The organism is Providencia sp. PROV076 (genome assembly GCF_028483405.1).
Lineage (GTDB): Bacteria > Pseudomonadota > Gammaproteobacteria > Enterobacterales > Enterobacteriaceae > Providencia > Providencia huaxiensis.
On record NZ_JAMPRR010000011.1, the window covers coordinates 87,738 to 111,306 of the forward strand.

Genomic DNA, 23,569 nt, shown 5'->3' on the forward strand with positions numbered 1-23,569 from the left:
AACCTATCCCCTTTAAAAAATAACCTCAATTGACAAACTAGCAGGGTCGCACTATAAAACCTTAAGTTAAGTTGAGGTCAAGCAAAGGTGAGCTAAAATGGCGGACAAAGACACAAAAACGATAAAACCTCAGAAAAATGAGGGGAGAAAAATTGATTTTACGCGGGCATTAACGGTGGGTGAGGTGGCAAAACGCGCTGGAGTGCCTGTCTCCACAGTCCATTTTTATGAATCAAAGGGGCTAATTCAAAGTACTCGCACTCAAGGGAATCAGCGACGATTTCATTCTGTTGTCCTTCGTTATATCGCCATTATTAAAGTTGCACAAAGTACGGGGATCCCATTACATGAAATTCAAGAGGCATTAGGGCGTTTCCCTGCAAATAGCGCACTAACTTCAGAGCAATGGAAGGAGATGTCGACACAGTGGCGTAAGTCTTTAGATAAGCGTATTCGGCAATTGACTCGTTTACGTAATGAATTGGATAACTGTATTGGTTGTGGTTGCTTATCACTCAGTGACTGCCCGTTGCGTAACCCTGATGATGTACTTGGTAGGAGAGGACCCGGAGCCCGTATTTTAGAGCGTCCATGAGTTACTTTATTAATTTCTGCGATTAATCATACTTTTCATTATTTGGATAGCCACTGCTGAAAGTGGCTATTTAACGATTTATATCATCACCTTGCTATTTAAATTACCGCACATAGTGGATATTTTTTGCGTCCATCGGCTACCCCTTTCCAACATATTTGCGTAACTATTCGTTATGTTAATTTTTTGTGAACTCATTGTAACTAAGTGAGAAGAAAAGAGGGTAGCAAAGATGAAAGGCTTGAATAATAAGATTGCCATTGTGACTGGGGGAGCGACCAAAATTGGTGCAACCGTTGCGAAGGTATTAAGTGACTACGGCGTTAAAGTCACGATTTTTGATATTGATACCTTGAATGGTGAAAAGGTAGCTCAAAGTGAGCCCAATATTGATTTTCTTCCTGTCGATATCACTGACGACCAACAACTTAAACAAGGCATTGATCGTGTTGCGCAAAAATATGGCCAACTCGATTTTTTAGTTAATCTGGCAGCCACTTATCTTGATGAAGGCCAGTTATCTACAAGGCAGGATTGGCTTACTGCGTTGAATATCAATGTGGTGAGTGCGGTGATGGCAGCGCAGTTTGCCAAAGTGCATTTCGCAAAATCAGGCAAAGGCGCCATCGTCAATTTTACCAGTATTTCTTCTTCTGTCGCCCAAACAGGCCGCTGGCTCTATCCCGCCTCTAAAGCCACTATGTTGGAGGTAACTCGTAGCCAAGCAATGGATTATGCGGCTGAAGGAATTCGTGTGAATTCCGTTTCTCCGGGGTGGACTTGGTCCCGAGTTATGGATGAAATCACGGGGGGTGACCGTCAAAAAACAGACCGTGTTGCCGCTGATTACCACTTATTAAAACGCGTCGGTGACCCGGAAGAAGTCGCTCAAGTTGTCGCGTTCCTGCTATCTGATTTGGCCAGTTTTGTTACAGGTGCAGATTACGCTGTCGATGGCGGTTATTCCGCTATGGGGCCTGAACAGGCTAAACCCGCAATTCCCCGTCTTGCACAGTAAGACACCACTTTAACTATTTTGTAGAGGAAAATACTATGCGTCGTATTGCTATCGTCGGTGGTGGTCAAGCGGGTATGCCATTAGCTTTAGGCCTACTCAATAAAGGTTATGAAGTCACGGTTGCAACAAACCGCACTCCAGATGACGTTAAAAATGGCCGAGTGATGTCGAGCCAGTGCATGTTCGATATTTCACTGCAATTTGAACGTGATTTAGGGATTAATTTTTGGGAAGAACAGTGCCCTCCAGTTGAAGGCATTGGTTTTACCGTTCCTCATCCCGAAAAAGCAGGGGAAAAAGTGATTTCTTGGCGTTCGCGCCTCGATAATTATGCCCAAGCGGTCGACCAACGTATCAAAATGCCTTACTGGATGGAGTTATTTGCTGCTCGTGGCGGTAATTTACGTATTGAAGATGTTGGTGTCGCAGAACTGGAACGCTTAGCGCAAACGCATGATTTAGTCGTGTTAGCGGGTGGAAAAGGGGAAATTGTTAAACTGCTTGAGCGCGATGCTAGCCGCTCACCTTATGACAAACCACAACGTGCCTTGGCATTGACTTATGTGCATGGCATGTTACCAACGCCAGAGTTCTCACAAGTTTCTTTCAACTTGATCCCCGGTGTTGGTGAGTATTTTGTATTCCCATCACTGACGAATAGCGGTGATTGCCACATTATGGTGTTTGAAGGGATCCCCGGCGGGCCGATGGATCAGTGGAATGACGCACGTACTCCACAGGAACATTTGGCTTACAGTAAAAAAATTCTCAATACCTATTTACCTTGGGAAGCAGAGCGTTGTCATCATGTTGAGTTAACTGATGATAATGGCATTTTAGCCGGAAGATTTGCACCAACAGTGAGAAAACCGGTGTTAACTCTACCATCAGGCAACATTGTGTTTGGTCTAGGAGATGCATTAGTAACTAATGACCCACTAACGGGGCAAGGTTCAAATAATGCCACCAAGGCTTGTAAAGTCTATTATGACGCTATTTTAGCCCATGGTGATAAGCCTTACACTGCCGAGTGGATGAATGACACATTTGAGCAGTTCTGGAAGTATGGCCGCCATGTTGTGGAATGGACCAATTCCTTACTCGCCCCTCCTGAGCCCCATATTTTACACTTATTAGATGCAGCCCAGCAGTTGCCATCCTTAGCACACACCATCGCCAATGCCTTTAATTACCCGCCCGTATTATTCCCTTGGTGGAAAGATGGGGCTGCCTGTGAGGCCTATATTCAATCGCAAATGATGGAAGAAGCTCGAGCTTAATGGGGGATATCAGTATGTCTATGATTGCAGAGGATACACTCATGTGTGATAGGGAATGGGGCGATACCGAATTTGAATCAAAAATATTGCGTAATCTGCTGGGGTGCTATCCAACAGGGGTTGCGATTGTTACCACTCGAACTGCAGATGGCCGTGATGTTGGGTTGACTATCAACTCGTTTGCATCGCTATCACTTGACCCACCGCTAGTGTTATGGAGCTTAGTGAACCATTCACCAAACTTATCCGTATTTCGTGATTGCTCTCATTTCACTATCAATATCTTAGGTCACGGGCACCAAGAACTTGCAATGCGTTTTGCGAACCCGCGTATCGAAAATAAATTTGAAGATGTGGCGATTCACCTTACACCAGAAGGTATTCCCGCATTGCACGGAGCGATAGCGACATTGGTATGTGAAAACCATAAACAAGACACGATTGGCGACCACTTATTGATGGTGGGGCATGTTCGCCGTATCGGCAGTGAAACGGGTAAGCCACTAGTGTTCCATGGCGGTAGTTTTACTGCATTACATGACGCGCCTTAAGTGAGGAAGAGACTATGAACCAGCAAGTATTAATGACATTCGCAACACAATTGCAGGAAGGGAACATTCAAGTTATTGACCTGACACAAACGTTATCGCCTTCATTTCCAGCTCTGCAATTGCCTGAACAGTTCGGGCAAGTCTGGTCATTTAGCATGGAACAGATTTCTCGCTACGATGATAACGGCCCTGCATGGTATTGGAATAATTTTAGTTGCGGAGAACATACCGGGACGCATTTTGATGCGCCAATTCATTGGATTAGCGGTAAAGACGAAATCAATAATACGGTGGACACCATTCCAGTGGAAAACTTTGTAGCGCCAGCTGTTGTGGTAGATGCCAGTGCGGAAGTGGCTCAAAACCCTGACTGGGTATTAACTGTCGAGTTTCTGCAAAAGTGGGAAGAAAAGCACGGCACAATTCCTAAAGCCGCTTGGGTACTTTTTAGAACTGATTGGTCGAAAAAGGCGAATGACCCAGTTGCCTATGTCAGTATGCGTGAAGATGGTGCGCACACGCCGGGGCCATCTCAAGAAGCGGTAGAATGGCTTATTCACCAGCGTGATGTTAAAGGGTTTGGTGTTGAAACTATAAATACAGATGCAGGGCAGTCATATAGTTGGCCGGTTCCTTACCCTTGCCATACTTTAATGCATGGTCACAATAAATATGGCCTGCAATGTTTGACGAACCTCGACAAACTGCCTGCGACTGGTGTCGTGATTGTTGCTGCGCCACTTAAAATTGAAGGTGGCTCAGGCAGCCCATTACGTGTACTCGCACTTGTGGGGTGAGGTATGACAACAAACTCAACCCCTCAGGTCATTGTGGTGGGCAGTGGGATGAACTCCTTGATGTGTGCTGCCTTGTTGGCAGTACGTGGGAAATCAGTCCTCGTTCTTGAGCGAAATGATCGCTTAGGGGGCTGCATTCGCACTGAAAATTTATTTGAGGGCTATACCCACGATCTCCTTTCTTGTTGGTACTCCTTATTTGTTGGTAGCCCTGGCTACCAAGAGCTCGAACCCTATTTAAAGCAGTATGGATTAGAATTTGCACAATGTGATTATTCAACGGGTCTAGTGCAACCCGATGGCCAATCAATAGCGCTAAAACGCGATATTTCTGAAGCGGCCAAGCAGCTCGACCAGTTGGCTCCGGGGGATGGCCTTGCATTTCGTAAGATGGCGGAACAACTATTTACACAAGATGCAGCGCTCACATTTGGCCTATTGGGACAAAACCCATACAGCGCCAATATGCTGAAATTATTATTTTCAGAATGGCGAAAACGTGGGGTCGATGGCTTGCTTGATTTTGCAAAAGCTGGAATAGAAAGCTTTCGCCGTTGGTCAGAACGTGAATTACAGCACGATTTTAGCCGAGCTTTGATGGCGCCATGGGTATTACATACCGGACTTGGGCCGGATGAAGCCAGTTCTGCATTAATTGGCAAATTGACTTTTGCCGCGGTGGTCGCTGGTGGCATGCCTGTGGTGAAAGGCGGTAGCGCTCGTATCGTGGAAGCGTTTGCAAAGGTTATTGAAGCGCACGGCGGTCAGTTAAAAACGGGTATGCACGTTGAAAAAATCATCACCACAGGTGAGGGGAAAAACCAACGGGCAACAGGTGTGAAGGTGAATGGGCAAGTCATTGTAGCCTCTGAAAGCGTAGTTTGTAACGTTACCCCAACACAGTTGTATGGTTCATTACTCGAAAATATTTCGCCACAAGTGAGGGAAAAAGCGAGAGGTTACCGTTATGGGCGTGCAGGTATGCAAATTCATTTTGCTTTAAGCGCCCCTCCCCCTTGGTGCAATCCTGAGCTGTTAAATGTACCACTGGTGCATTTCACTGAAAGCATGGAGCAGGTGTGTTTGTCGGTGACACAGGCAAATAATGGTTATTTACCCGATAAACCGACATTTGGTATTGGCCAACCTACTGCACTTGATCCCGGTCGAGCCCCCGATGGTGGGTGGATCTTATGGATCCAGATGCAAGAGTTACCTCGAGTCTTAAAAGGGGATTCTGCTGGTGAAATTTCAATACCCGATGATGGACGTTGGAATGAGCAAGTGCGAGAGGCTGTTGCCGATCGAATTCAACAGCGTTTAGAGCTGGTAATGCCTGGCTTTTCTCATTTGATAGTGGGACGTAAGGCAATCTCTCCCGCTGACTTAGAAAACTACAACTGTAACCTTGTTGGTGGCGATCCTTATTCAGGGACGTGCTCCCCCGATCAGTTCTTCTGGTTGCGGCCTTTCGCAGCGACTGGCCAGACAAAAACACATCAAACTGCAGTCAAAAACCTTTTTCATATTGGCGCTTCAACGCACCCCGGCCCCGGTTTGGGTGGCGGTTCAGGTTACCTTGTTGCCCAAAAATTAGCAGTCAAACGCAGGACATAATAAATCGACAAAGGATTTGCGACATAACAGGTAAAGCACACACAGTAAGACAACCCACTATGGCAGGAAATATGATGAAAAAAATAACAATCAGTAAGCTTGTAGCAGGTTCGTGTCTCAGCGTACTTTCGTTTGGTGCGATTGCCACTGAAGGTGGCGGTTTAGGGGTATATCCCGATGGGCTAGAAAACTTTATGTCAGGGGCACTGCCACCGCAAGGGGTACATGTACTGATGTATGGGGGAAATGCACATTATGACAGCGTTCGTGATAATAAAGGGGATAAAATACCGGTTCCAGGTTTTAGTGTGAATGTTAACGTATTGGCACCGCGTTTTATTTGGGTGACTGATCAAAAAGTTTTCGGTGGTGATCTGGCTTTCCATACCATTGTGCCATTGCTAGATGTAACCGCAAAAGCGGCAGGCCAAAAAGAGACCAGTCGGGGTCTCGGCGATGTCACATTTGGCCCTGCATTAGGGTTTCATCCATCGGCGGATTTACACTATGTGGTTGGGCTAGATGCGTATGCCCCAACAGGTAAATACAGCAAGACAGACCCATCAAGTTTAGGTAAAAATTATTGGGCGCTGCAACCGGTTTGGGCAATCAGTTATATACCGCCTGTTGGTGTAAATGCAGATTTGAAAATGATGTATGACTTTAACTTCCGTAATAACGATACGAAAACCCGCTCAGGGCAAGCATTTCACGCTGATTATGCACTAGGGTGGGGGTTTGGAAATGGTTGGGTGGCAGGTATTGGTGGCTATGCATTTTTGCAAATGACTGATGATAGCGGCCCGAATTCAGCTCAAGGCAAAGCTCGCGCATACTCAGTAGGGCCTTCGATTCGTTATGCAAACCCTCAGGGGTGGTTATTTACTGCAAAATGGGAAAAAGATTTTGAAGTTAGAAACCGACCTGAAGGTTCACAAATTTATTTGAAAGCATCAATTCCATTCTAACTAATTATAGACACTCCTTTTTTCTATAACGCCTTATAGTTTTAATATTATACGGCGTTATGCTTATTAATACTTAAATTTATAGTAATTCTACGCATTTTAAATTCCCTTTATTCTTATTTTAAATATAAAGTATATATACGTGTTTTATATGTATAAAAACTTAAATGATATATTAAACTTATACCCGTTTTTAGTGTATTTATTGTCTGGGTTTTTCTCTGCTATTTAATTTTCTTAAATAATTAAGTTTTTATCTTTATGTTTATTCTGGTTATTTTTTTAATTCTATTAAATAAATATTAAATATCAAATAAAACATTTTATTTGATGTAATTTTATGTATTATGATTAATGTCATCCAGACGCTGGTTATTTTAAATCTGGTTTTTTATCATGAAGTAATATCTAGTATTAGTTTTCAAAGTATTAATGAAGAAACATTTGCTAACATTTATTAATAATTAAACACCCTACTTCAGTTTGTTTAATTAAAGTCTAATGTAAATACTGCTCTTTAATTAGAGGAACATATCATGAAAAAACTATTATTAGCTGCGATGATTACAACAAGTTGCTTTTCATTAAATTCATTTGCCGCAACAGATACTGTTGGTGGTGGTCAGGTGAATTTCTTTGGTAAAGTCACTGATATTTCTTGTACTATTTCAGTTGATGGTCAAGGAAGTAACGCTAGCGTATATTTAGCGCCAGTTTCAATTAAAGAAGTGAAAGCAGCCGCAGCTTTGACATATTTAAAACCAAAATCATTTGTTATTGATGTAACAAACTGTACTCAAACAGCAACATCAACACGTGCAGACGTTGATGTTAAATTAGATATGAAACGAATTGGTGTATATTGGAATGGCGGTAATATATTACAGAATCCGCCTACAGGAGCTGAAGGGTATTTAGCAAATACAGAGTCAACAGGAGCTAAAAATATCCAGCTTGTGTTAGCAACAAAAGGTGATTCTTCTTTATCCAGCACTAAAATTATCCCTGGTGATCCAAATCAAGCAAAAGTTGTTACAGACTTAACATCGATTAAAGATGGTGCTCGATTTACTTATTTTATTGGTTATTCGGCACCAAACCCTGCGATTGTGACAACGGGTTTAGTTAATAGCTATGCAACTTATGAAATAACGTATAAGTAATTTTTGCATTTTTGTTATAACAAGCGGTAGTTTTACTACCGCCTTTAAAAGAGGTGAAAATGAAAGTACTGAGTTTATTAAATGTTTTTTTGTTATTTGTTTGTCACTTTTCTTTTGCCAATAATATTATTGTTAATGGTACTCGGTTTATTTACGCTGAAAATGACAAAGAAATTACGGTCCAGCTAAATAATACAGCAAATAGACCTGCGGTTGCTCAAGTTTGGCTTGATGAAGGTGACCCAAAGGCCCTTCCTGAAACAATTAAAACTCCTTTTCAAATAACACCGCCAATATCAAAAATCTCTGCAAGTGGCGGGCAAACAATTCGAATAAAATTGGTTGATAGAACATTATTGTCGACAGATAAGGAGACTTTATATTGGCTGAATTTATTGGATATTCCACCAATTACAAAATCAGAAAAAAACGCTGAGCAAAATATGCTGCAACTAGCAATCCGCTCTCGCTTTAAATTTATGTATCGTCCGAAAAATTTGGGTAGTAGAGAGTTAGCTCCTGAACAGTTACAGATTTTTGCAGGTAAACAAAATATCCAAGTTAAAAACCCCACTCCCTTTTTTATTACAATCACTGCTATCAATGACGAAAAGACAACACTTAATACCGAAGCATTTATGTTAGCACCGGGAGAATCTCAAACTATCAAGATTAATGGAGTCGTAAATCCAGGAGATAATATAATAATCAATAATATCAATGATTATGGTGCAGAGGTTCCAGCAAAAATAAAAGTGAAATGATCGGATGCAAGGATGAATATGCGATTTAAAAAAAATAAAACTATCTTTTTCACATTGTCGATTATACCTATATTGGTTGTAACCAGTGAGGCTCATGCTGAAGAGCAAAGTTCAGATGAAATATATGAGTTCAATAGTGGTTTTATTGTAGGCAGCCAGGAAAGTATCGATCTTACCCATTTTAATGAAAATGAATTAAGGGAAGGGGTTTACTCGATTGATTTTTATGTTAATGGCTATTGGAAAGGTCGACATGAAATTCAATTAAGCAAAAGAGGTAAGCAAAATATAGCAGCATGTTATTCAAATACTTTGCTAATGAGCTTGTCAATTAACACTGCCGCATTGAACCCAACACTTAGTCGTAGCGAACAGTCGTGTGGTTTTCTGAAGGAATGGAACAACGATAGAAATATTAAGGAAACGTTCGACCCGACCAGCCTCAGGTTAGATTTAACGCTACCTCAACTCTATATTATACAGTCGCAAGCTGGCTATGTGCCGCCTGAATTCTGGGATAAAGGAATTCCTGCATTAAATACAGCATATCAAGCTAACTTTTATAGTAATAACCTTTCAGACTCATCCATTGAACGCTATTCCACGATGTATCTTGGCATTAATTCGGGTTTTTCATATAACGGTTGGCAATTAAAACACATCGGTAATGCCGCGTGGCAGGAAGGTGACAGTTTTCGATGGGATAGCAATCAAACTTATCTCCAGGCGCCATTAGTTTCTATGAAATCAACCATGACGGTAGGGCAATTTTATACCGAAGGTAACTTATTTGATAGTGTGAGTTTACGGGGGGTGAAAATAGCAACGGATGACAGTATGTACCTTGATGGTGTTACAAATTATACACCGGAAATACGTGGAATAGCCCAAAGTAATGCACTAGTCACCGTTCGACAAAATAACACCGTTATCTATCAAACTACTGTTCCTCCGGGGCCATTTAATTTACAAGATGTGACACCGTCAGGCTATGGTAATGACCTTGAAGTAACTATCAAAGAAGCGGATGGAAGTGAAAGCTCTTTCTTTGTTCCGTATTCCTCATTACCCCAACTCTTAAGACCTAAGTTTACCCGCTACCAAGTTGCAACAGGTAAGTTAGATCAAAATAGTTATCGCCATCGCCCCTATATTATTCAAGGGACATTACAGCATGGCTACAATAATTATTTCACATTCTATACGGGTGTTAATGCGTATGATGATTATCAAGCATACATGCTGGGTACTGCTATTAATACACAAGTCGGGGCTTTGGCTTACGACATTACGAGTGCAAGAGTGAAAACACAAAACCATCGAGAAAATGGTTTTAAGCATCAATTAACACTGAATAAATTATTTTCAGATACAAAAACCAATTTTATTGTTAGCGGTAATATTCGCTCAAATGAGTCTTACTATGATCTGAATGAATCACTTTACCTTATTGATAATGAAAAGCGCCAAACAACTAGCCAACTACGGCATGAAAAGAAAAGTCTCAATTACACAATTAACCAAGAACTTCCCGAAAGCTATGGCGGTTTTTATTTTACCGGGCGGATAGTTGATTATTGGGATGATAGGGACACTGAAAAACAATACCAATTTAACTATTATAATCATTTTGATAAGTTATCTTACTCCGTTTCTTTTATACGGCTTTATTCCGACAATTATAAAAACAGTAAAGACGACAGGATAAGTATTAACCTTAGTTATCCATTATATTTTGGTGATAACCAACATATCTCATTGACATCAAATACTATCTTCAATAACTCATCATTCGATGCAACCCAACTAGGTATTAATGGCTCTCTCGATGAAGATAACAATTGGGTTTATGGTATAAACTCTTCTTTCTCAAATAATAGTAATAATAACATTGCATTAAATACTGCTTATCGAACCCCTTACTCTTCTTTAAATGCAAGTTATAGCCATGGAAAACGTTATCGTCAGTATGCCCTAGGGGCTAATGGTTCAATGGTGCTTCATGCTGATGGCGTAACTTTTTCGCCAAATACATCCCAAACGATGGCTTTGATAGAAGCGAAAGATGCTCAGGGAGCTTCAATTGTAGGATCTCCGGGGACTCATATCGATAGTCAAGGCTATGCACTCGCATCTTATATGCGCCCATATCGCGTCAATACTATTGAACTCGATCCTAAAGGAAGCTCAGAAGATATTGTTTTTCAAAATACACTTAAAAACGTAGTTCCTTATGAAGGGAGTATCGTTAAAGTCAGCTTTGGTACGAAAGTTGAAAAGAGCAAAGTATTTGAAGTTAAACGCATTAACAATCAACCACTTCCATTTGGTGCTGAAATCAAAGGGGACTCGGGTGCATCGATAGGCAGTGTTGGGCAAGGTAGTAATATATTTGTTAATGATGAATATGAAGGTAAGGCAACGGTTGTTTGGCATGAGGGGGAGTGTTCATTCTTGCTTAACAAACAAATTGAATTGAATAGGAACATAATATGCGAATAGTTTATTTATATTATTTTTCCGCTATTTTTTGCATTAGCTCTCCTGTGATGGCTGACTGTGTTCGTACCTCAGTGCCTCCCGTAGATATTAACATGGAGTTAGGTCGAGTGGTCGTGAGCCCTGAATTACCCGTTGGTACTATAATTCGGGAGCGAACATGGAATATGGATATGGCAACAGCTGTATGGGCCGAATGTAGCGGCGGTACGGTATTAGATGCGAAAGTTGTCGCAAGTAAGCCTATGTCTGGGGATAATATTATCGAAACGAATGTTCCTGGAATTGGCTTACGGTTTATTCGTGATGCTGATGGCGGGAAGATAAAAATCACTTATCCCGGCCATTATACCGTGCCTGGGGAAGGTACAAAAAATGTTGTACTAGCGGGATCTACGTTTACTATTCAAGTGATTAAAATTGCAGATGTCACTGGCTCGGGGTCAATCCATCAAGGAGAGTACACCCGCTATGGTTATTTACCTGACTCGATATCTCCTGCATTGATTACACGTTTGAATGCCGATGCTATCACGATTGTTTCTCCTTCCTGCAAAATAACCTCTGGCGTAAACCAAAATGTAATAATGAAATCAGTGAAAAAAAGTGAGTTTACAGGTTTAGGATCAACCGCAGGTTTAACACCATTTGCGATTACTATGTTATGTAGTGGCGGTGTTAATGCGTCCAATACATCTAATATTTATATGTCATTTAATGGGGAACTTGCACCAGATACAAATAAAACTCAAGGTGTACTTGAAAATAGTTCAACAGAGCTTCAAGCTGCGGATGGGGTCGGGGTACAGGTTCTGACTAAAGAAGATAAACCATTGGAATGGGATAAAAAATATTTGGTAGGAAGCGTGGGAATACTTCAAGAAAAAGCAATAAATCTTAATTACATAGCTAAATATTATCAATATAAAAAAGAAATAACACCAGGGAAAATACAAGCTAAGATGATTTTTAATATTTCTTACGATTAGTAAATATATCTATAGTAAATATATCTATATTAATTAAATGAGAGTGGTTCTCTAGCTTTTTATTAGAGAGCCATTTTTTTAATTATTTTTAGGCATGTTTTTTTGTCTAGTGATTTGAATGTAAATGTGTTTTTTACTTCTGAAAAATAAATTAAATCGACAGAGTGTAATTATTTATTAAAAAGTGTGTTGACATGAAAATTTAACTTAGTATCATTCCACTCGCCTTAACTAAGGTCAAATATAATCTATTTTAAAGCGTATTATTACTTAGTTTTTAAATACGTTTTTGGTTGTTGGTTAATTTAATTTCACAGCAATGTTTTTTTTCAAACCATTGAATTTTATTTTTTTAATTTTATATGTGATTGTATACGGCCTTTATAAACTAATTTTTAAAATTAATTCAATGAATAGAGTGAGTTACAATGAAAGTTATCGTTATATTATTCTCTTTTTTGTTTTCTTTTTTTACATGCAGCATGGAAAGTAGTGGAGGGAAGGTTTATTTCGGTGGGTATGTCTTTGAAGAACCTTGTAATTATAAAAAAACAGTTAGCCATATAGTATTAACTTGTAATGAGAGGGATAATAATAAAAAACATTATTATCAAATTTCTTCATTAAATGAAAATGAAACTAAGATTGATTCAGTTAAAATCTCTGATATTAATTTATCTAAGATATCAATGAATTCTGCAATTACGACTATTTCATATAGGTAATAATACCAGTAAATAAAGAATATACGTTGTCCTTTTCCATTTTTGGCCTTCGATCACCCCCTTAATCTATAAATTAGAAAGGGGGGATGTTTTTTAAATTAATATTATAAATAGAAAATAATATATGGTATTTTTGATATTAATAATTTTATGTTGTTAACTGACTGTTATATCTAATTAAGCTTATAGCTAATTAGGCTTTTTTCATGCTTTTACTCGGCGTTTCACCATAACGTTGTTTATATTCAGCACTAAAACGCCCCATATGTGTAAAGCCCCAACGTAGTGCAACGCCAGTGACACTGGTAGCTTCTCCTGAAAGTAACTCAGCACGGACTCGCTCCATCCGTAAATCACGTAAATATTGCATTGGGCTAATATCTAAAAACTCTTTAAATCCTGCATATAAACTACGCAAGCTGACACCAGCAATAAGAGCTAACTGCTCTACAGTGATAGGTTCATGTGCGTGAGCTTCTAAATACTCTTGAACTCGTCGAACATGGCGAGGCCGGATAGTGGCTCTCCTCAAACTGGGGTTTTCAGTATAATTATGACCTTGAGTAGAAAGAAGTGTCACCGAGACCAGCTGCTCTACTTGTGTGGCGATCAATTTATGCTGTAAAAGATCTGGGGTTCGAGTAGCACATTCAATGAGGTAATTCATCAATGTTCGCCACGCAATACAAGATTGCCATGCAAATCCAAGTTCAAAAACCAATGGTTTATCTAAAGTATGACCAAGCTGGCCAACTAAAGATCTCTCTAATAATGATCGAGAGATGCGTAACATCAACTGATCATTATCGCTATTCCAACGCATCGTAGTTGGCTCTTCAGGGCTGAGTAATGAAGCCATTTGTGGGGTGGATTCTATGCATTTTCCACCACTTTCTATGATTGCGCTACCTGAAAGCGGCATTTGAACTAGAAAGAAATCTTGTAATTGCCCCGGAGCAATAGAGACATCAGCACCGTATCGTAAACGGCTTAGAGAAATATCCCCCATAGGAATATAGTGCATCCGAGCATCGAGACGTTGGTGTGGATTGAGTAAGTTAAACTGATGTGGTTTCATCACTCGGCCAACCATTGATTTTATCTCTTCAGGATCGGCCGATGTAAATAGTAAACGCTCTGAAGAACAGAGCTGATTTTCAATCTGAGGTGCAGCTGAATGGGACCACGAGTTGCTCAACATCGGAGATACCTCCAAAATTATTTGCCAGCCCTATTTCATAGAAGATCATGTATTGGCCTGACTTTATTGCTTATTATATGTTTTCTCAATGAATTCAAATAATTATTATATGTAGAAAAGAATTTAGTGACTGATTATGTTAGAGGTAAGGGGATGCCTAAATAATCTAAGAACCCTCTTTGTTTTTTAACATTTTGTTAATTATTGTGTAACCTAATGTGAGGTGAACATAACATAAACAACTTTTGTTACCTAGCTAAAAGTGTGCAGAAACTATCCAAATAATGCAAAAAAATAGAAACTGTATGGTTATTGTGACATTGATAACAATATAAAAAATAAAGTTATTTTATTTTTTGAATAGTAAAATATTCATGATTTATCATATTGTTGCTTCTATTTGCCTAGTCACTCGCCTATATTTTGAATCAATAATTTATTTAATTTGCTTATGTAGGTTTTAATAACTGAAACCTTTATTTTTGTAGGGTATAGCCCTTACTATTTTATAATTTTGAATGCTTTTCACTTATTTTCTATGGGTAACTTTTCTTCTCTATTTTTGTGAAAGAGATTACCTTCTAGCTGTTTCAATTCGTTTTGTCCCCAATCTGCAAGCCTTATCCACTCTCTGCATAAATCTAATTTCCATGATTAATCATGGATTGACCTTGCGTTAACAAAAGATATACAAATAAGAAACACAAAAAAGATAAAAACGTTCTGATGTTGATTGGTGAGGTTAAAATGGCTGAGCGATCGTTTGTACAAGAAGTTCAAAAATTACGGCAAGGGCAAGGTGAAACCTTCAGCGGTGAAGGGATCCTTGCTGTCACAAAAGCGCTGTTAGAGTCTGGTGTATCTTACGTTGCGGGATATCAAGGTGCTCCTATCTCCCATTTGATGGATGTCCTTGCTGATGCACAAGATATTTTATCCGAATATGGTATTCGTTTTGAAAATAGCGCAAGTGAAGCAACTGCAGCGGCAACTTTGGCTGCCTCAGTTAATTATCCACTACGTGGCGCTGTGACGTTTAAAGCAACCGTGGGAACGAATGTCGCATCTGATGCCTTAGCTAACTTAGCTTCTGGTGGCGTGTTAGGTGGGGCTTTAATTATTGTTGGTGAAGACTATGGTGAAGGCTCTTCTATTATGCAGGAGCGCAGCCATGCTTTCGCAATGAAATCGCAGATGTGGTTACTCGACCCTCGGCCCAACTTGCCGTCCATTGTTCAAGCGGTGAAAGACGGCTTTGAACTCTCTGAAGCCAGTAATACACCTGTTATGTTACAAATGCGTATTCGTTCTTGTCATGTTCACGGACAATTTGTTTGCGCAGATAATCAACCCCCTAAATTTACAGTGAAAGATGCACTCGAGAACCCAACTCGAGACGTCAGTCGCATAGTATTACCCCCCGCTAGTTTCTTACATGAAAAAGAAAAAATTGAAGCTCGCTGGCCCGCTGCAATTAAATTTATTCAACAACATAAGTTAAATGAATTTTTTGCAGAAGACTCGGATGATGTTGGAATTGCGCTACAAGGCGGTTGTTACAACACGTTGATCCGCGCATTAAATCAGCTAGGGCTAGCGGATGTTTTTGGTAATAGCCAAATTCCTTTATATGTGATGAATGTGGCTTATCCATTGATTGATGATGAATTTGAACGTTTTTGTCGCCACAAAAAAGCCATTTTAGTCTTGGAAGAAGGCCAGCCAAATTTTGTTGAGCAAAATGTGGCGAATATTTTACGTCAACGCAAGATTGATATTGCCCTACATGGCAAAGATATGCTGCCAATGGCGGGGGAATATAATACTGCAACAGTGCTTGCGGGTTTACGTTCGTTTTTTGAATGCTATGGAAAGATAGCTCCACAAGTCAAGGCGGCTGCAAAACAGATCCGTATTCCAACGATTAATATTGCCACTCAAAAATCTGAAGGATCCTTTCCTGAATATGTGAATGCAGCTGAGCCAACGCTAGACGAGTCTGTCCATGCGCGCCCACCAGGGTTTTGCACAGGCTGCCCCGAAAGGCCTATTTTCACTGCGATGAAGTTGGTGGAGCGTGAATTAGGTGAACACCATGTCAGTGCAGATATCGGCTGTCATTTATTCTCTATTCTACCGCCCTTTAATTTGGGGAATACCACTATGGGTTATGGGTTAGGAGGCGCAGGGGCTGCGGCTTTGAATGCAAAAGCTGGGAAACGCGCGATTTCAGTGATGGGAGATGGTGGTTTTTGGCATAACGGTTTAACCAGTGGTATTGCCAATAGTGTTTTTAACCGCAGTGATAACTTAACTATTGTGGTTGATAACAGCTATACCTCTGCGACAGGAGGGCAAGATATTCTCTCTTCGACGGCGTTGAATCCAACCCGTAGTACTGGTCATGAAATTGAAAAAGCAGTGAAAGGCGTGGGTGTTAATTGGGTGAAAACCATTAAACACACCTATGACTTAAAAACCATGACAAATACGTTACGTGAAGCTTTAACAACCGATGAGCAAGGGCCCAAGGTTCTGATTGCGCAAAGCGAATGTATGTTGAACAAACAACGCCGCGAAAAGAAAAAAGTGCGTAGTGATGTTGCCGCAGGCAAACGAGTGGTACGTGAGCGTTTTGGTGTCGACCCTGACACCTGTACGGGCGATCACTCTTGTATTCGTTTATCTGGTTGCCCGTCTTTATCAATTAAACCCAGCCAAGACCCTTTAAGAACAGACCCGGTTGCAACAGTGATGGATAGCTGTGTTGGTTGTGGGCTATGTGGCGAAGTCTCTCACGCTGCTGTTTTGTGCCCTTCTTTTTTTAAGGCTCAAATTATTACTAACCCTAATGGTTGGGACAAATTGCGCCATCGTGTACGCGGTTGGTTTATTGGCTATTTACAGCGTCGTGACGCACGTCGTCGTGAACAATTTAGTTTCTAAGGGGGATGCATGAATTCGTTATCAACTGCATTACCATCAACAAAAGTCACATTACAGCCGATTAAAATTGCCATTTTAGCCATGGGCGGCGAAGGTGGTGGAGTACTTGCCGACTGGGTTGTCAACCTAGGTGAAGAAAACGGTTATTTTGCTCAAACGACTTCAGTGCCTGGCGTGGCACAGCGCACGGGGGCCACAATTTATTATGTGGAATTATTCCCAGGTGCTGACAACCCACAAACGCCTTCTCCTGTATTAGCGCTTATGCCGATGCCCGGTGATGTTGATGTCGTTTTGGCCTCTGAGTTAATGGAAGCAGGCAGAGCAGTACAGCGCGGTTTTGTTACTCCAGAGCGCACAACATTGATTAGTTCAACACACCGCGTTTACTCCATCGCGGAAAAATCCGCTATGGGCGATGGGCGAGTCGATAGCCAAGCATTAATTCGCCACACTGCGGCATCTGCGCGTCAGTTTATTCACTTTGATATGGCTCAAGCAGCACAAGAAAGTGGCAGTGTGATTAGTGCTGTTTTATTTGGTGCGCTGTTTGGTTCCGGTGTTTTACCATTTAGCCGCGCACAATTTGAAGAAACGATTGTACGTGGGGGTGTTGGCGTAAAACCAAGTTTGCGAGCTTTTACATTAGGAGCAGAAAAAGCAGCTAAACCCGAAGATGCATATCAGCCTGAATCCACAAAGAACATCATATATTCACCAAAAAATAAACAGGTATCGCAATTATTAGCTCGTATCCAACATGAATTCTCTCCTCATGTGCAGTATCTCGTGATTGAAGGGACTCGACGACTTATCGATTACCAAGACCTTGCTTATGCCACTTTGTATTTGGAACGCCTCAATAACCTCTTTGCCCAAAAAGGTGGGCAAGATGAGCGTTTGCAACGTGCGCTTGCGCGCCACTTAGCCCTTTGGATGTCCTATGAAGACACTATCCGAGTGGCTGATCTTAAAATTCGTGATAGCCGTTTTGCTCGCGTTCGTAATGAAGTACAGGCAAAAGATAACCAATTGTTGGATATCAATGAATTCATGCATCCAAGAATTGAAGAGATTTGCGAAACGCTTCCCAAAAATTTAGGTCGTTGGTTAATGCGTCCACATTGGTTACACAAAGCGCTTCGCAAAATGACCGAAAAAGGGCGCACGATCACTACCAGTTCTTTATTTGGTTTTTTACAGTTGTATGTATTAGCCACATGGCGAAAAGGTCGGCGTTCGACATTACGTTATCAACTAGAAACGCAGCGTATCGAAAAGTGGCTAGCGGCTGTAATTGAAGCAGCGAAAGCTAACCCTGCACTTGCAACCGAAATTACCCAATGCCAACGCGTGGTTAAGGGGTATAGCGACACTCATGCGAGAGGGTTGCGTAATTTTAAAATCTTAATGGACATCGTTGCGCAGCAAGGGAACAAACTCACCCCCATTAATTTACGTGAACTACGTGAAGCCGCATTGGCCGATGAACATGGGAAAGAATTGGAAAAATGCCGTCAACGTTTAGCGATGAATTAAGGATAACATCATGAGTTTACTGACATTTACTAAGCCACATAAAATTCATTTTTCGGAGTGTGACCCCGCAGGGATTGTGTTTTACCCCCAGTATTTCGTGATGTTTAACAATTTACTTGAACGTTGGGTTGATGAATTAGTCCCTCAAGGCTTTGCGGGTTACATCATGGAACAACGCTTTGGTTTGCCGACGGTACACCTAGAAGCGGAGTTCAAGGCCATTAGCAAAATGGGGGATAACGTGATGCTAGAGCTGCATGTACAGCGTATTGGTCGCAAGTCTCTGACGTTACATCAACGCTGTGTCGGTGTTGATGGAGTACTGCGCATGCAAGTGACGCAAACTTATGTCACGACGTCATTAGAAACGCATCAAGCCATCCCCATTCCAGACGCCTTGTATCAGGCATTAACCGCTCAGCAACCAGTGTAAGTAAAGGAGAAATTCCATGAATATTGTGTGTATTGGCGGTGGTCCCGCAGGGCTTTATTTCGGGTTGCTGATGAAACTACAGAACCCAAAGAACCGTGTAGTGGTGGTGGAACGTAATCGTCCTTATGACACTTTTGGCTGGGGAGTAGTATTTTCTGATGCCACGCTCAGTAATTTGCGCCAAGCGGACCCAGTTTCTGCCAAAACGATTTCTGCAGAATTTAGTCACTGGGATGATATCGATGTGCACTTTAAAGGTGTATGTAACCGCAGCGGTGGTCATGGGTTTATCGGCATTGGGCGTAAAAAATTACTCAATATATTACAAGACCGTTGTGTGGAATTGGGGGTGGAGCTGGTATTCGAAACCCAAGTAACGGATGACCAAGCGATTGCTCGTGAGTACCAAGCTGATTTGCTTATCGCTTCTGATGGCATTAATAGTGCGGTACGTACGCGTTATGAAACCGTATTTAAACCCGATATTGACCAACGTCGTTGCCGTTTTGTTTGGCTAGGTACAAAGAAGATTTTTGACGCCTTTACCTTCTTATTCGCTAAAAATGAGCACGGATGGTTTCAAGTTCATGCCTATCAATTTCAAGAAGGGTTATCGACCTTTATTGTGGAGACGACGGAAGAAACCTGGCTTAAAGCTGGTATTGACCAAATGTCCCAAGAGGATGGCATCGCTTATTGTGAAAAACTATTTGCGCCGTGGCTTGATGGTGAAAAACTGATTGCTAACGCAGCGCATTTACGTGGTGCCGCAATTTGGATCCGCTTCCCTCGGGTCATTTGTGGAAATTGGGTGCATTGGACGCAGCCCACACAAGGTAAAGACGTTCCCGTAGTATTGATGGGCGATGCCGCTCATACCGCCCATTTCTCTATTGGCTCTGGAACTAAATTAGCACTAGAAGATGCTATCGAGCTGTGTGAAAGCTTGAAAACTTCAGGGGGTGATTTACGTAAAGGGCTTGAGCATTACCAGAAGGTTCGCAGTGTCGAAGTACTAAAAATTCAGAATGCGGCACGCAATTCGACAGAATGGTTTGAAAATGTCTGTCGTTATGAAAACTTAGCACCAGAGCAATTTGCTTACTCCCTCTTAACACGCTCACAGCGTATATCCCATGAGAATTTGCGTGTGCGTGATGCTGTATGGTTGGAAAACTATGAGCAGTGGTTTGCAGAACAAACCGGTGTCACTTCAACGGCAAAAACACCGCCTATGCTAACGCCTTATCACGTACGGGGTGTCACGCTTAATAACCGAGTGGTTGCATCACCGACACTATTGTATTGCGCTAGTCAGGGCGTACCCGACGATTTTCATTTGGTACATTTGGGTAGCCGTGCATTAGGCGGTGTGGGTCTAGTGATGACTGAAATGACGGCTATAGCCCCCGATGCCCGTGTGACAAAAGGCTGTGCCGGTATTTGGAATGACGAACAAGTTATTGCTTGGCAGCGAGTGACTGATTTCGTTCATCAAAAAACGGATGCCAAAATTGGCATTCAATTAGGCCATGCGGGACGTCGTGGTTCAACTCAGCGAGGGTGGGAGAAAGAAAACCACCCACTGGATGCAGATAACTGGCCGTTAGTTTCTGCTTCAGCATTGCCTTATTTACCGAATATCTCACAAACACCGGTAGAGCTATCCGAGGCGCAAATGACTACGGTGATTGATCAATTTGTTGCTGCAGCAAAACGAGCGGAAATGGCGGGTTTTGACTGGCTTGAACTGCAAGCAGGGCATGGTTATTTACTCTCAAGCTTTATTTCGCCGTTAACTAATCAGCGTACAGATAACTACGGTGGAACGTTGGAAAACCGCTTACGTTTTCCGTTAGCCGTCATTAGTGCTGTGCGTCAAGTGTGGTCAAAACCTTTGACTGTTCGTATTTCATCGACGGATTGGGTGGATGGTGGGACGACAGTTGATGACGCAGTAGAAATTGGTCGTGCAATAAAGCAAGCGGGGGCCGATATGATTGATTGCTCTTCAGGTGAAGTGTCACCGCAACAGCAACCAGTTTATGGTCGGATGTACCAAACACCAATGGCAGACCGTATTCGTAATGAAGCTGGAATACCGGTTATTGCTGTAGGGGCTATTACTGATGCAGACCAAGTCAACAGCATTATTGCCGCTGGACGGGCGGATTTATGTGCTTTATCTCGACCATTACTTTCTGACTCTGCATGGGTCCTACATGAATGTGCGCGTTATGGGTGGGAAACTCGTTGGCCGGCATCGTATGAATATGGGCGTCAGCAACTCGTTCAATCCTTGAAATCGCGTTAAAGGCTTTGGCAAACAAAGAGGAAAACAGCATGAGTACACACTCCCATGACCAATATCGAGAAAATGTGGCAGGGCGCGCTGATGTGGCAGACACCCCTGAGCTAGTGGCGTATTACCAAGAACTAGATGCGTTGAAGACAGGTGCATTATGGACGGTTGCAAACAAGATTGAACCGTGGCAGCCCAAATCAAGCTCAGTTCCTGTGTTGTGGCGCTACCGTGATTTACGCGAACATGTGTTGCGCTCAGTTGAACTGGTGACACCAGAAAAAGCGGGGCGTCGCGTGATTTATTTAAATAACCCAGGCCGCCAAGATGTCGCTGCTGCAGTCGGTTGGTTATATTCAGGTCTACAAGTCATGCACCCAGGAGAAGCCGCTTCGGCTCATGCCCATTCGTCCTCTGCATTGCGGTTTATTATGGAAGGGCGTGGGGCATACACTATTGTCGAAGGGCAAAAAATGATGCTAGAAGCCAATGACTTTGTACTGACACCGAATGGGACATGGCATGAACACGGTGTTGCGGAGGATGGCTTACCCTGTATCTGGCAAGATGGGTTAGATATCCCCTTAGTCAATGCCATGGAAGCTGGGTTTTATAAAGTGCATCCTGACTTGCATCAAGTGCAAACACGACCTATCGACTACCCAGTTGGTATGTGGGGTGGAACCGCATTACGCCCTCACGATATTGGCTGGGATAAACCTTATTCACCGTTATTTAAATACCAATGGGGGCCAACCTACGAGGCATTATGCCGTGCGGCGAAAGCAGCGGATGGCTCAGTATTTGATGACATTTTAATGCACTACACCAACCCACTAACTGGCGGACCTGTGATGCCAACTATTGGGGCAAGCATGCAATTACTGCGTCCGGGATTTGTAGGTAAGGCTCATCGCCATACGGGGAGTTTTATTTATCAAGTGGCGAAAGGGCAAGGGTACTCCGTGATTAATGGACAACGTTTTGATTGGCAAGAGCGTGATATTTTCTGCGTGCCATCGTGGATGTTCCATGAACATGTGAATACCTCACAAACCGAAGATGCATGTCTGTTTTGCTTTAATGACTTACCCGTAATGCACTCTTTGGGGCTCTACTATGAAGAAGCTCTAGTCGAAAATGAGGGGCACCAGAAAGTCGTTACCTAGGTGAATGTCATGTTTCTTATTGATTAATTTAATTATTTTACTATTCCAATTTACGTGAAGAAGTGAGTGAGGCAACCACCTCATTCAAGGAGAAAGAGAATGCGCTTAATAACTTATCGTTCTGATGTGACCGCGGCAGCTCGTTTAGGAGCAATTGTTAACCATCAAGTAGTTGATTTAGCTCTTCTTGCTCAAGAGCAAGGGTTGTACTTGCCTGACAACATGTTGGATTTTATTGATTTAGGTCCACAAGGTGTGCGTGTTGGTACAGAACTTCTAAATACATATCAAGGGCAATTCCCCGCAGGGACTGCGTGGCCGGTACAAAATGTGAAAATCTTGGCACCGATCCCCCGTCCACGTAAAAATATTTTTGGTATTGGCTTGAACTATGTTGAACACGTGGCGGAGTCCAGCCGCACACTAGACACTTCAAAAGAGCTTCCAAAACAACCCGTTATTTTTTCTAAACCACCAACCACAGTGATTGGACCGGGAGATGCTATTGAACATAATGCCAAAATTACCCAACAATTAGACTGGGAAGTCGAGTTGGCAGTGATTATCGGCACGCGTGCGAAAAGTGTCGCGGCAAAAGATGCGCTTAATTATGTGTTTGGCTACAGCTTGATGATTGATATGAGTGCGCGTGATTGCCGCCGTGCAGGACAGTGGATTTACTCAAAAGGGCAAGATACCTATGCGCCATTTGGGCCTTGCATTGTGACTGCTGATGAGATCCCAGATCCTCACACCTTAGATCTAAGCTTGAAGGTGAATGGTGTAACCAAACAATCCTCAAATACACGCCATATGCTATTTAATGTGAATACATTGATTGAAGATATTAGCCAAGGGATCACATTAGAACCCGGTGACATTATTGCCACAGGTACCCCTGAAGGGGTCGGCGCGGGGAGAACGCCACAAGAATGGGTATGGCCAGGCGATGTGATTGAAGCATATGTTGAGAATATTGGTGAATTGCGCCATCCAGTTGTCGCCGTTTAAGG

The 23,569-nt window shown here is 42.0% G+C and carries 18 protein-coding genes; 17 read left to right on the forward strand and 1 reads right to left on the reverse strand.

Annotation, left to right across the window (positions count from 1 at the left end):
* Positions 1-97 precede the first annotated feature (97 nt).
* The 11 genes from soxR (at position 98) to PSF67_RS08095 (ending at position 12,241) form a co-directional block, all read left to right on the forward strand.
* Positions 98-595 carry a redox-sensitive transcriptional activator SoxR gene (soxR, locus tag PSF67_RS08045; protein WP_102139163.1) on the forward strand — a complete coding sequence of 166 codons (498 nt, stop codon included), beginning with the start codon at positions 98-100 and terminating at the stop codon, positions 593-595.
* Between the two features lie 232 nt (positions 596-827).
* Positions 828-1,613 (forward strand): SDR family oxidoreductase, encoded by a 786-nt coding sequence (locus PSF67_RS08050; RefSeq protein ID WP_102139162.1) that lies wholly within the window; start codon positions 828-830, stop codon positions 1,611-1,613.
* A 35-nt stretch (positions 1,614-1,648) separates the two neighbouring features.
* Complete coding sequence (locus PSF67_RS08055) at positions 1,649-2,893, forward strand: styrene monooxygenase/indole monooxygenase family protein (protein WP_210844386.1); 1,245 nt, start codon at positions 1,649-1,651, stop codon at positions 2,891-2,893.
* Between the two features lie 14 nt (positions 2,894-2,907).
* On the forward strand, positions 2,908-3,444 hold the full coding sequence (locus tag PSF67_RS08060; protein ID WP_229597520.1) for a flavin reductase family protein: 537 nt from the start codon (positions 2,908-2,910) through the stop codon (positions 3,442-3,444).
* Between the two features lie 14 nt (positions 3,445-3,458).
* The gene (locus PSF67_RS08065) at positions 3,459-4,241 is read left to right on the forward strand and encodes a cyclase family protein (protein ID WP_272676735.1); all 783 of its coding nucleotides are present in this window, start codon (positions 3,459-3,461) and stop codon (positions 4,239-4,241) included.
* 3 nt (positions 4,242-4,244) lie between these two features.
* On the forward strand, positions 4,245-5,858 hold the full coding sequence (locus tag PSF67_RS08070; RefSeq protein ID WP_272676736.1) for a phytoene desaturase family protein: 1,614 nt from the start codon (positions 4,245-4,247) through the stop codon (positions 5,856-5,858).
* Positions 5,859-5,929: 71 nt separating this feature from the next.
* Entirely contained in the window at positions 5,930-6,826 is an 897-nt protein-coding gene (locus tag PSF67_RS08075) for a SphA family protein (protein ID WP_102139158.1), read from the forward strand.
* 536 nt (positions 6,827-7,362) lie between these two features.
* On the forward strand, positions 7,363-7,989 hold the full coding sequence (locus PSF67_RS08080; RefSeq protein ID WP_102139157.1) for a fimbrial protein: 627 nt from the start codon (positions 7,363-7,365) through the stop codon (positions 7,987-7,989).
* 59 nt (positions 7,990-8,048) lie between these two features.
* Complete coding sequence (locus PSF67_RS08085) at positions 8,049-8,753, forward strand: fimbrial biogenesis chaperone (RefSeq protein ID WP_166267233.1); 705 nt, start codon at positions 8,049-8,051, stop codon at positions 8,751-8,753.
* Positions 8,754-8,771: 18 nt separating this feature from the next.
* Positions 8,772-11,255 (forward strand): fimbria/pilus outer membrane usher protein, encoded by a 2,484-nt coding sequence (locus PSF67_RS08090; protein WP_210848795.1) that lies wholly within the window; start codon positions 8,772-8,774, stop codon positions 11,253-11,255.
* Complete coding sequence (locus tag PSF67_RS08095) at positions 11,246-12,241, forward strand: fimbrial protein (RefSeq protein WP_166267237.1); 996 nt, start codon at positions 11,246-11,248, stop codon at positions 12,239-12,241. Before PSF67_RS08090 ends, PSF67_RS08095 begins: the two co-directional genes overlap by 10 nt.
* A gap of 918 nt (positions 12,242-13,159) precedes the next feature.
* Here PSF67_RS08095 and PSF67_RS08100 read toward each other — a convergent pair.
* Positions 13,160-14,167: an AraC family transcriptional regulator gene (locus PSF67_RS08100; protein WP_166267241.1), complete on the reverse strand. Its 1,008-nt coding sequence runs from the start codon at positions 14,165-14,167 to the stop codon at positions 13,160-13,162.
* 747 nt (positions 14,168-14,914) lie between these two features.
* On the opposite strand from PSF67_RS08100, the gene PSF67_RS08105 reads away from it, so the two are divergent.
* The 6 genes from PSF67_RS08105 (at position 14,915) to PSF67_RS08130 (ending at position 23,567) form a co-directional block, all read left to right on the forward strand.
* A complete protein-coding gene (locus PSF67_RS08105; RefSeq protein ID WP_166267243.1) occupies positions 14,915-17,113 on the forward strand; it encodes a thiamine pyrophosphate-dependent enzyme in 2,199 nt (732 codons plus the stop codon).
* Between the two features lie 9 nt (positions 17,114-17,122).
* Positions 17,123-18,652: an indolepyruvate oxidoreductase subunit beta family protein gene (locus tag PSF67_RS08110; RefSeq protein WP_206275870.1), complete on the forward strand. Its 1,530-nt coding sequence runs from the start codon at positions 17,123-17,125 to the stop codon at positions 18,650-18,652.
* Between the two features lie 10 nt (positions 18,653-18,662).
* The gene (locus tag PSF67_RS08115) at positions 18,663-19,085 is read left to right on the forward strand and encodes an acyl-CoA thioesterase (RefSeq protein ID WP_102139150.1); all 423 of its coding nucleotides are present in this window, start codon (positions 18,663-18,665) and stop codon (positions 19,083-19,085) included.
* Between the two features lie 16 nt (positions 19,086-19,101).
* Positions 19,102-21,399, forward strand: a complete 2,298-nt coding sequence (locus PSF67_RS08120) for a bifunctional salicylyl-CoA 5-hydroxylase/oxidoreductase (RefSeq protein ID WP_195698135.1) — start codon at positions 19,102-19,104, stop codon at positions 21,397-21,399.
* A gap of 29 nt (positions 21,400-21,428) precedes the next feature.
* Positions 21,429-22,556: a cupin domain-containing protein gene (locus PSF67_RS08125; protein ID WP_102139148.1), complete on the forward strand. Its 1,128-nt coding sequence runs from the start codon at positions 21,429-21,431 to the stop codon at positions 22,554-22,556.
* 99 nt (positions 22,557-22,655) lie between these two features.
* Positions 22,656-23,567: a fumarylacetoacetate hydrolase family protein gene (locus PSF67_RS08130; protein WP_231068837.1), complete on the forward strand. Its 912-nt coding sequence runs from the start codon at positions 22,656-22,658 to the stop codon at positions 23,565-23,567.
* Positions 23,568-23,569: the final 2 nt, after the last annotated feature.

Excerpts from the sequence above, each read along its gene's own strand:
- soxR (WP_102139163.1), top strand. The coding sequence starts at position 98 with ATGGCGGACAAAGACACAAAAACGATAAAACCTCAGAAAAATGAGGGG.
- PSF67_RS08050 (WP_102139162.1), top strand. The coding sequence starts at position 828 with ATGAAAGGCTTGAATAATAAGATTGCCATTGTGACTGGGGGAGCGACC.
- PSF67_RS08055 (WP_210844386.1), top strand. The coding sequence starts at position 1,649 with ATGCGTCGTATTGCTATCGTCGGTGGTGGTCAAGCGGGTATGCCATTA.
- PSF67_RS08060 (WP_229597520.1), top strand. The coding sequence starts at position 2,908 with ATGTCTATGATTGCAGAGGATACACTCATGTGTGATAGGGAATGGGGC.
- PSF67_RS08065 (WP_272676735.1), top strand. The coding sequence starts at position 3,459 with ATGAACCAGCAAGTATTAATGACATTCGCAACACAATTGCAGGAAGGG.
- PSF67_RS08070 (WP_272676736.1), top strand. The coding sequence starts at position 4,245 with ATGACAACAAACTCAACCCCTCAGGTCATTGTGGTGGGCAGTGGGATG.
- PSF67_RS08075 (WP_102139158.1), top strand. The coding sequence starts at position 5,930 with ATGATGAAAAAAATAACAATCAGTAAGCTTGTAGCAGGTTCGTGTCTC.
- PSF67_RS08080 (WP_102139157.1), top strand. The coding sequence starts at position 7,363 with ATGAAAAAACTATTATTAGCTGCGATGATTACAACAAGTTGCTTTTCA.
- PSF67_RS08085 (WP_166267233.1), top strand. The coding sequence starts at position 8,049 with ATGAAAGTACTGAGTTTATTAAATGTTTTTTTGTTATTTGTTTGTCAC.
- PSF67_RS08090 (WP_210848795.1), top strand. The coding sequence starts at position 8,772 with ATGCGATTTAAAAAAAATAAAACTATCTTTTTCACATTGTCGATTATA.
- PSF67_RS08095 (WP_166267237.1), top strand. The coding sequence starts at position 11,246 with ATGCGAATAGTTTATTTATATTATTTTTCCGCTATTTTTTGCATTAGC.
- PSF67_RS08100 (WP_166267241.1), bottom strand. The coding sequence starts at position 14,167 with ATGTTGAGCAACTCGTGGTCCCATTCAGCTGCACCTCAGATTGAAAAT.
- PSF67_RS08105 (WP_166267243.1), top strand. The coding sequence starts at position 14,915 with ATGGCTGAGCGATCGTTTGTACAAGAAGTTCAAAAATTACGGCAAGGG.
- PSF67_RS08110 (WP_206275870.1), top strand. The coding sequence starts at position 17,123 with ATGAATTCGTTATCAACTGCATTACCATCAACAAAAGTCACATTACAG.
- PSF67_RS08115 (WP_102139150.1), top strand. The coding sequence starts at position 18,663 with ATGAGTTTACTGACATTTACTAAGCCACATAAAATTCATTTTTCGGAG.
- PSF67_RS08120 (WP_195698135.1), top strand. The coding sequence starts at position 19,102 with ATGAATATTGTGTGTATTGGCGGTGGTCCCGCAGGGCTTTATTTCGGG.
- PSF67_RS08125 (WP_102139148.1), top strand. The coding sequence starts at position 21,429 with ATGAGTACACACTCCCATGACCAATATCGAGAAAATGTGGCAGGGCGC.
- PSF67_RS08130 (WP_231068837.1), top strand. The coding sequence starts at position 22,656 with ATGCGCTTAATAACTTATCGTTCTGATGTGACCGCGGCAGCTCGTTTA.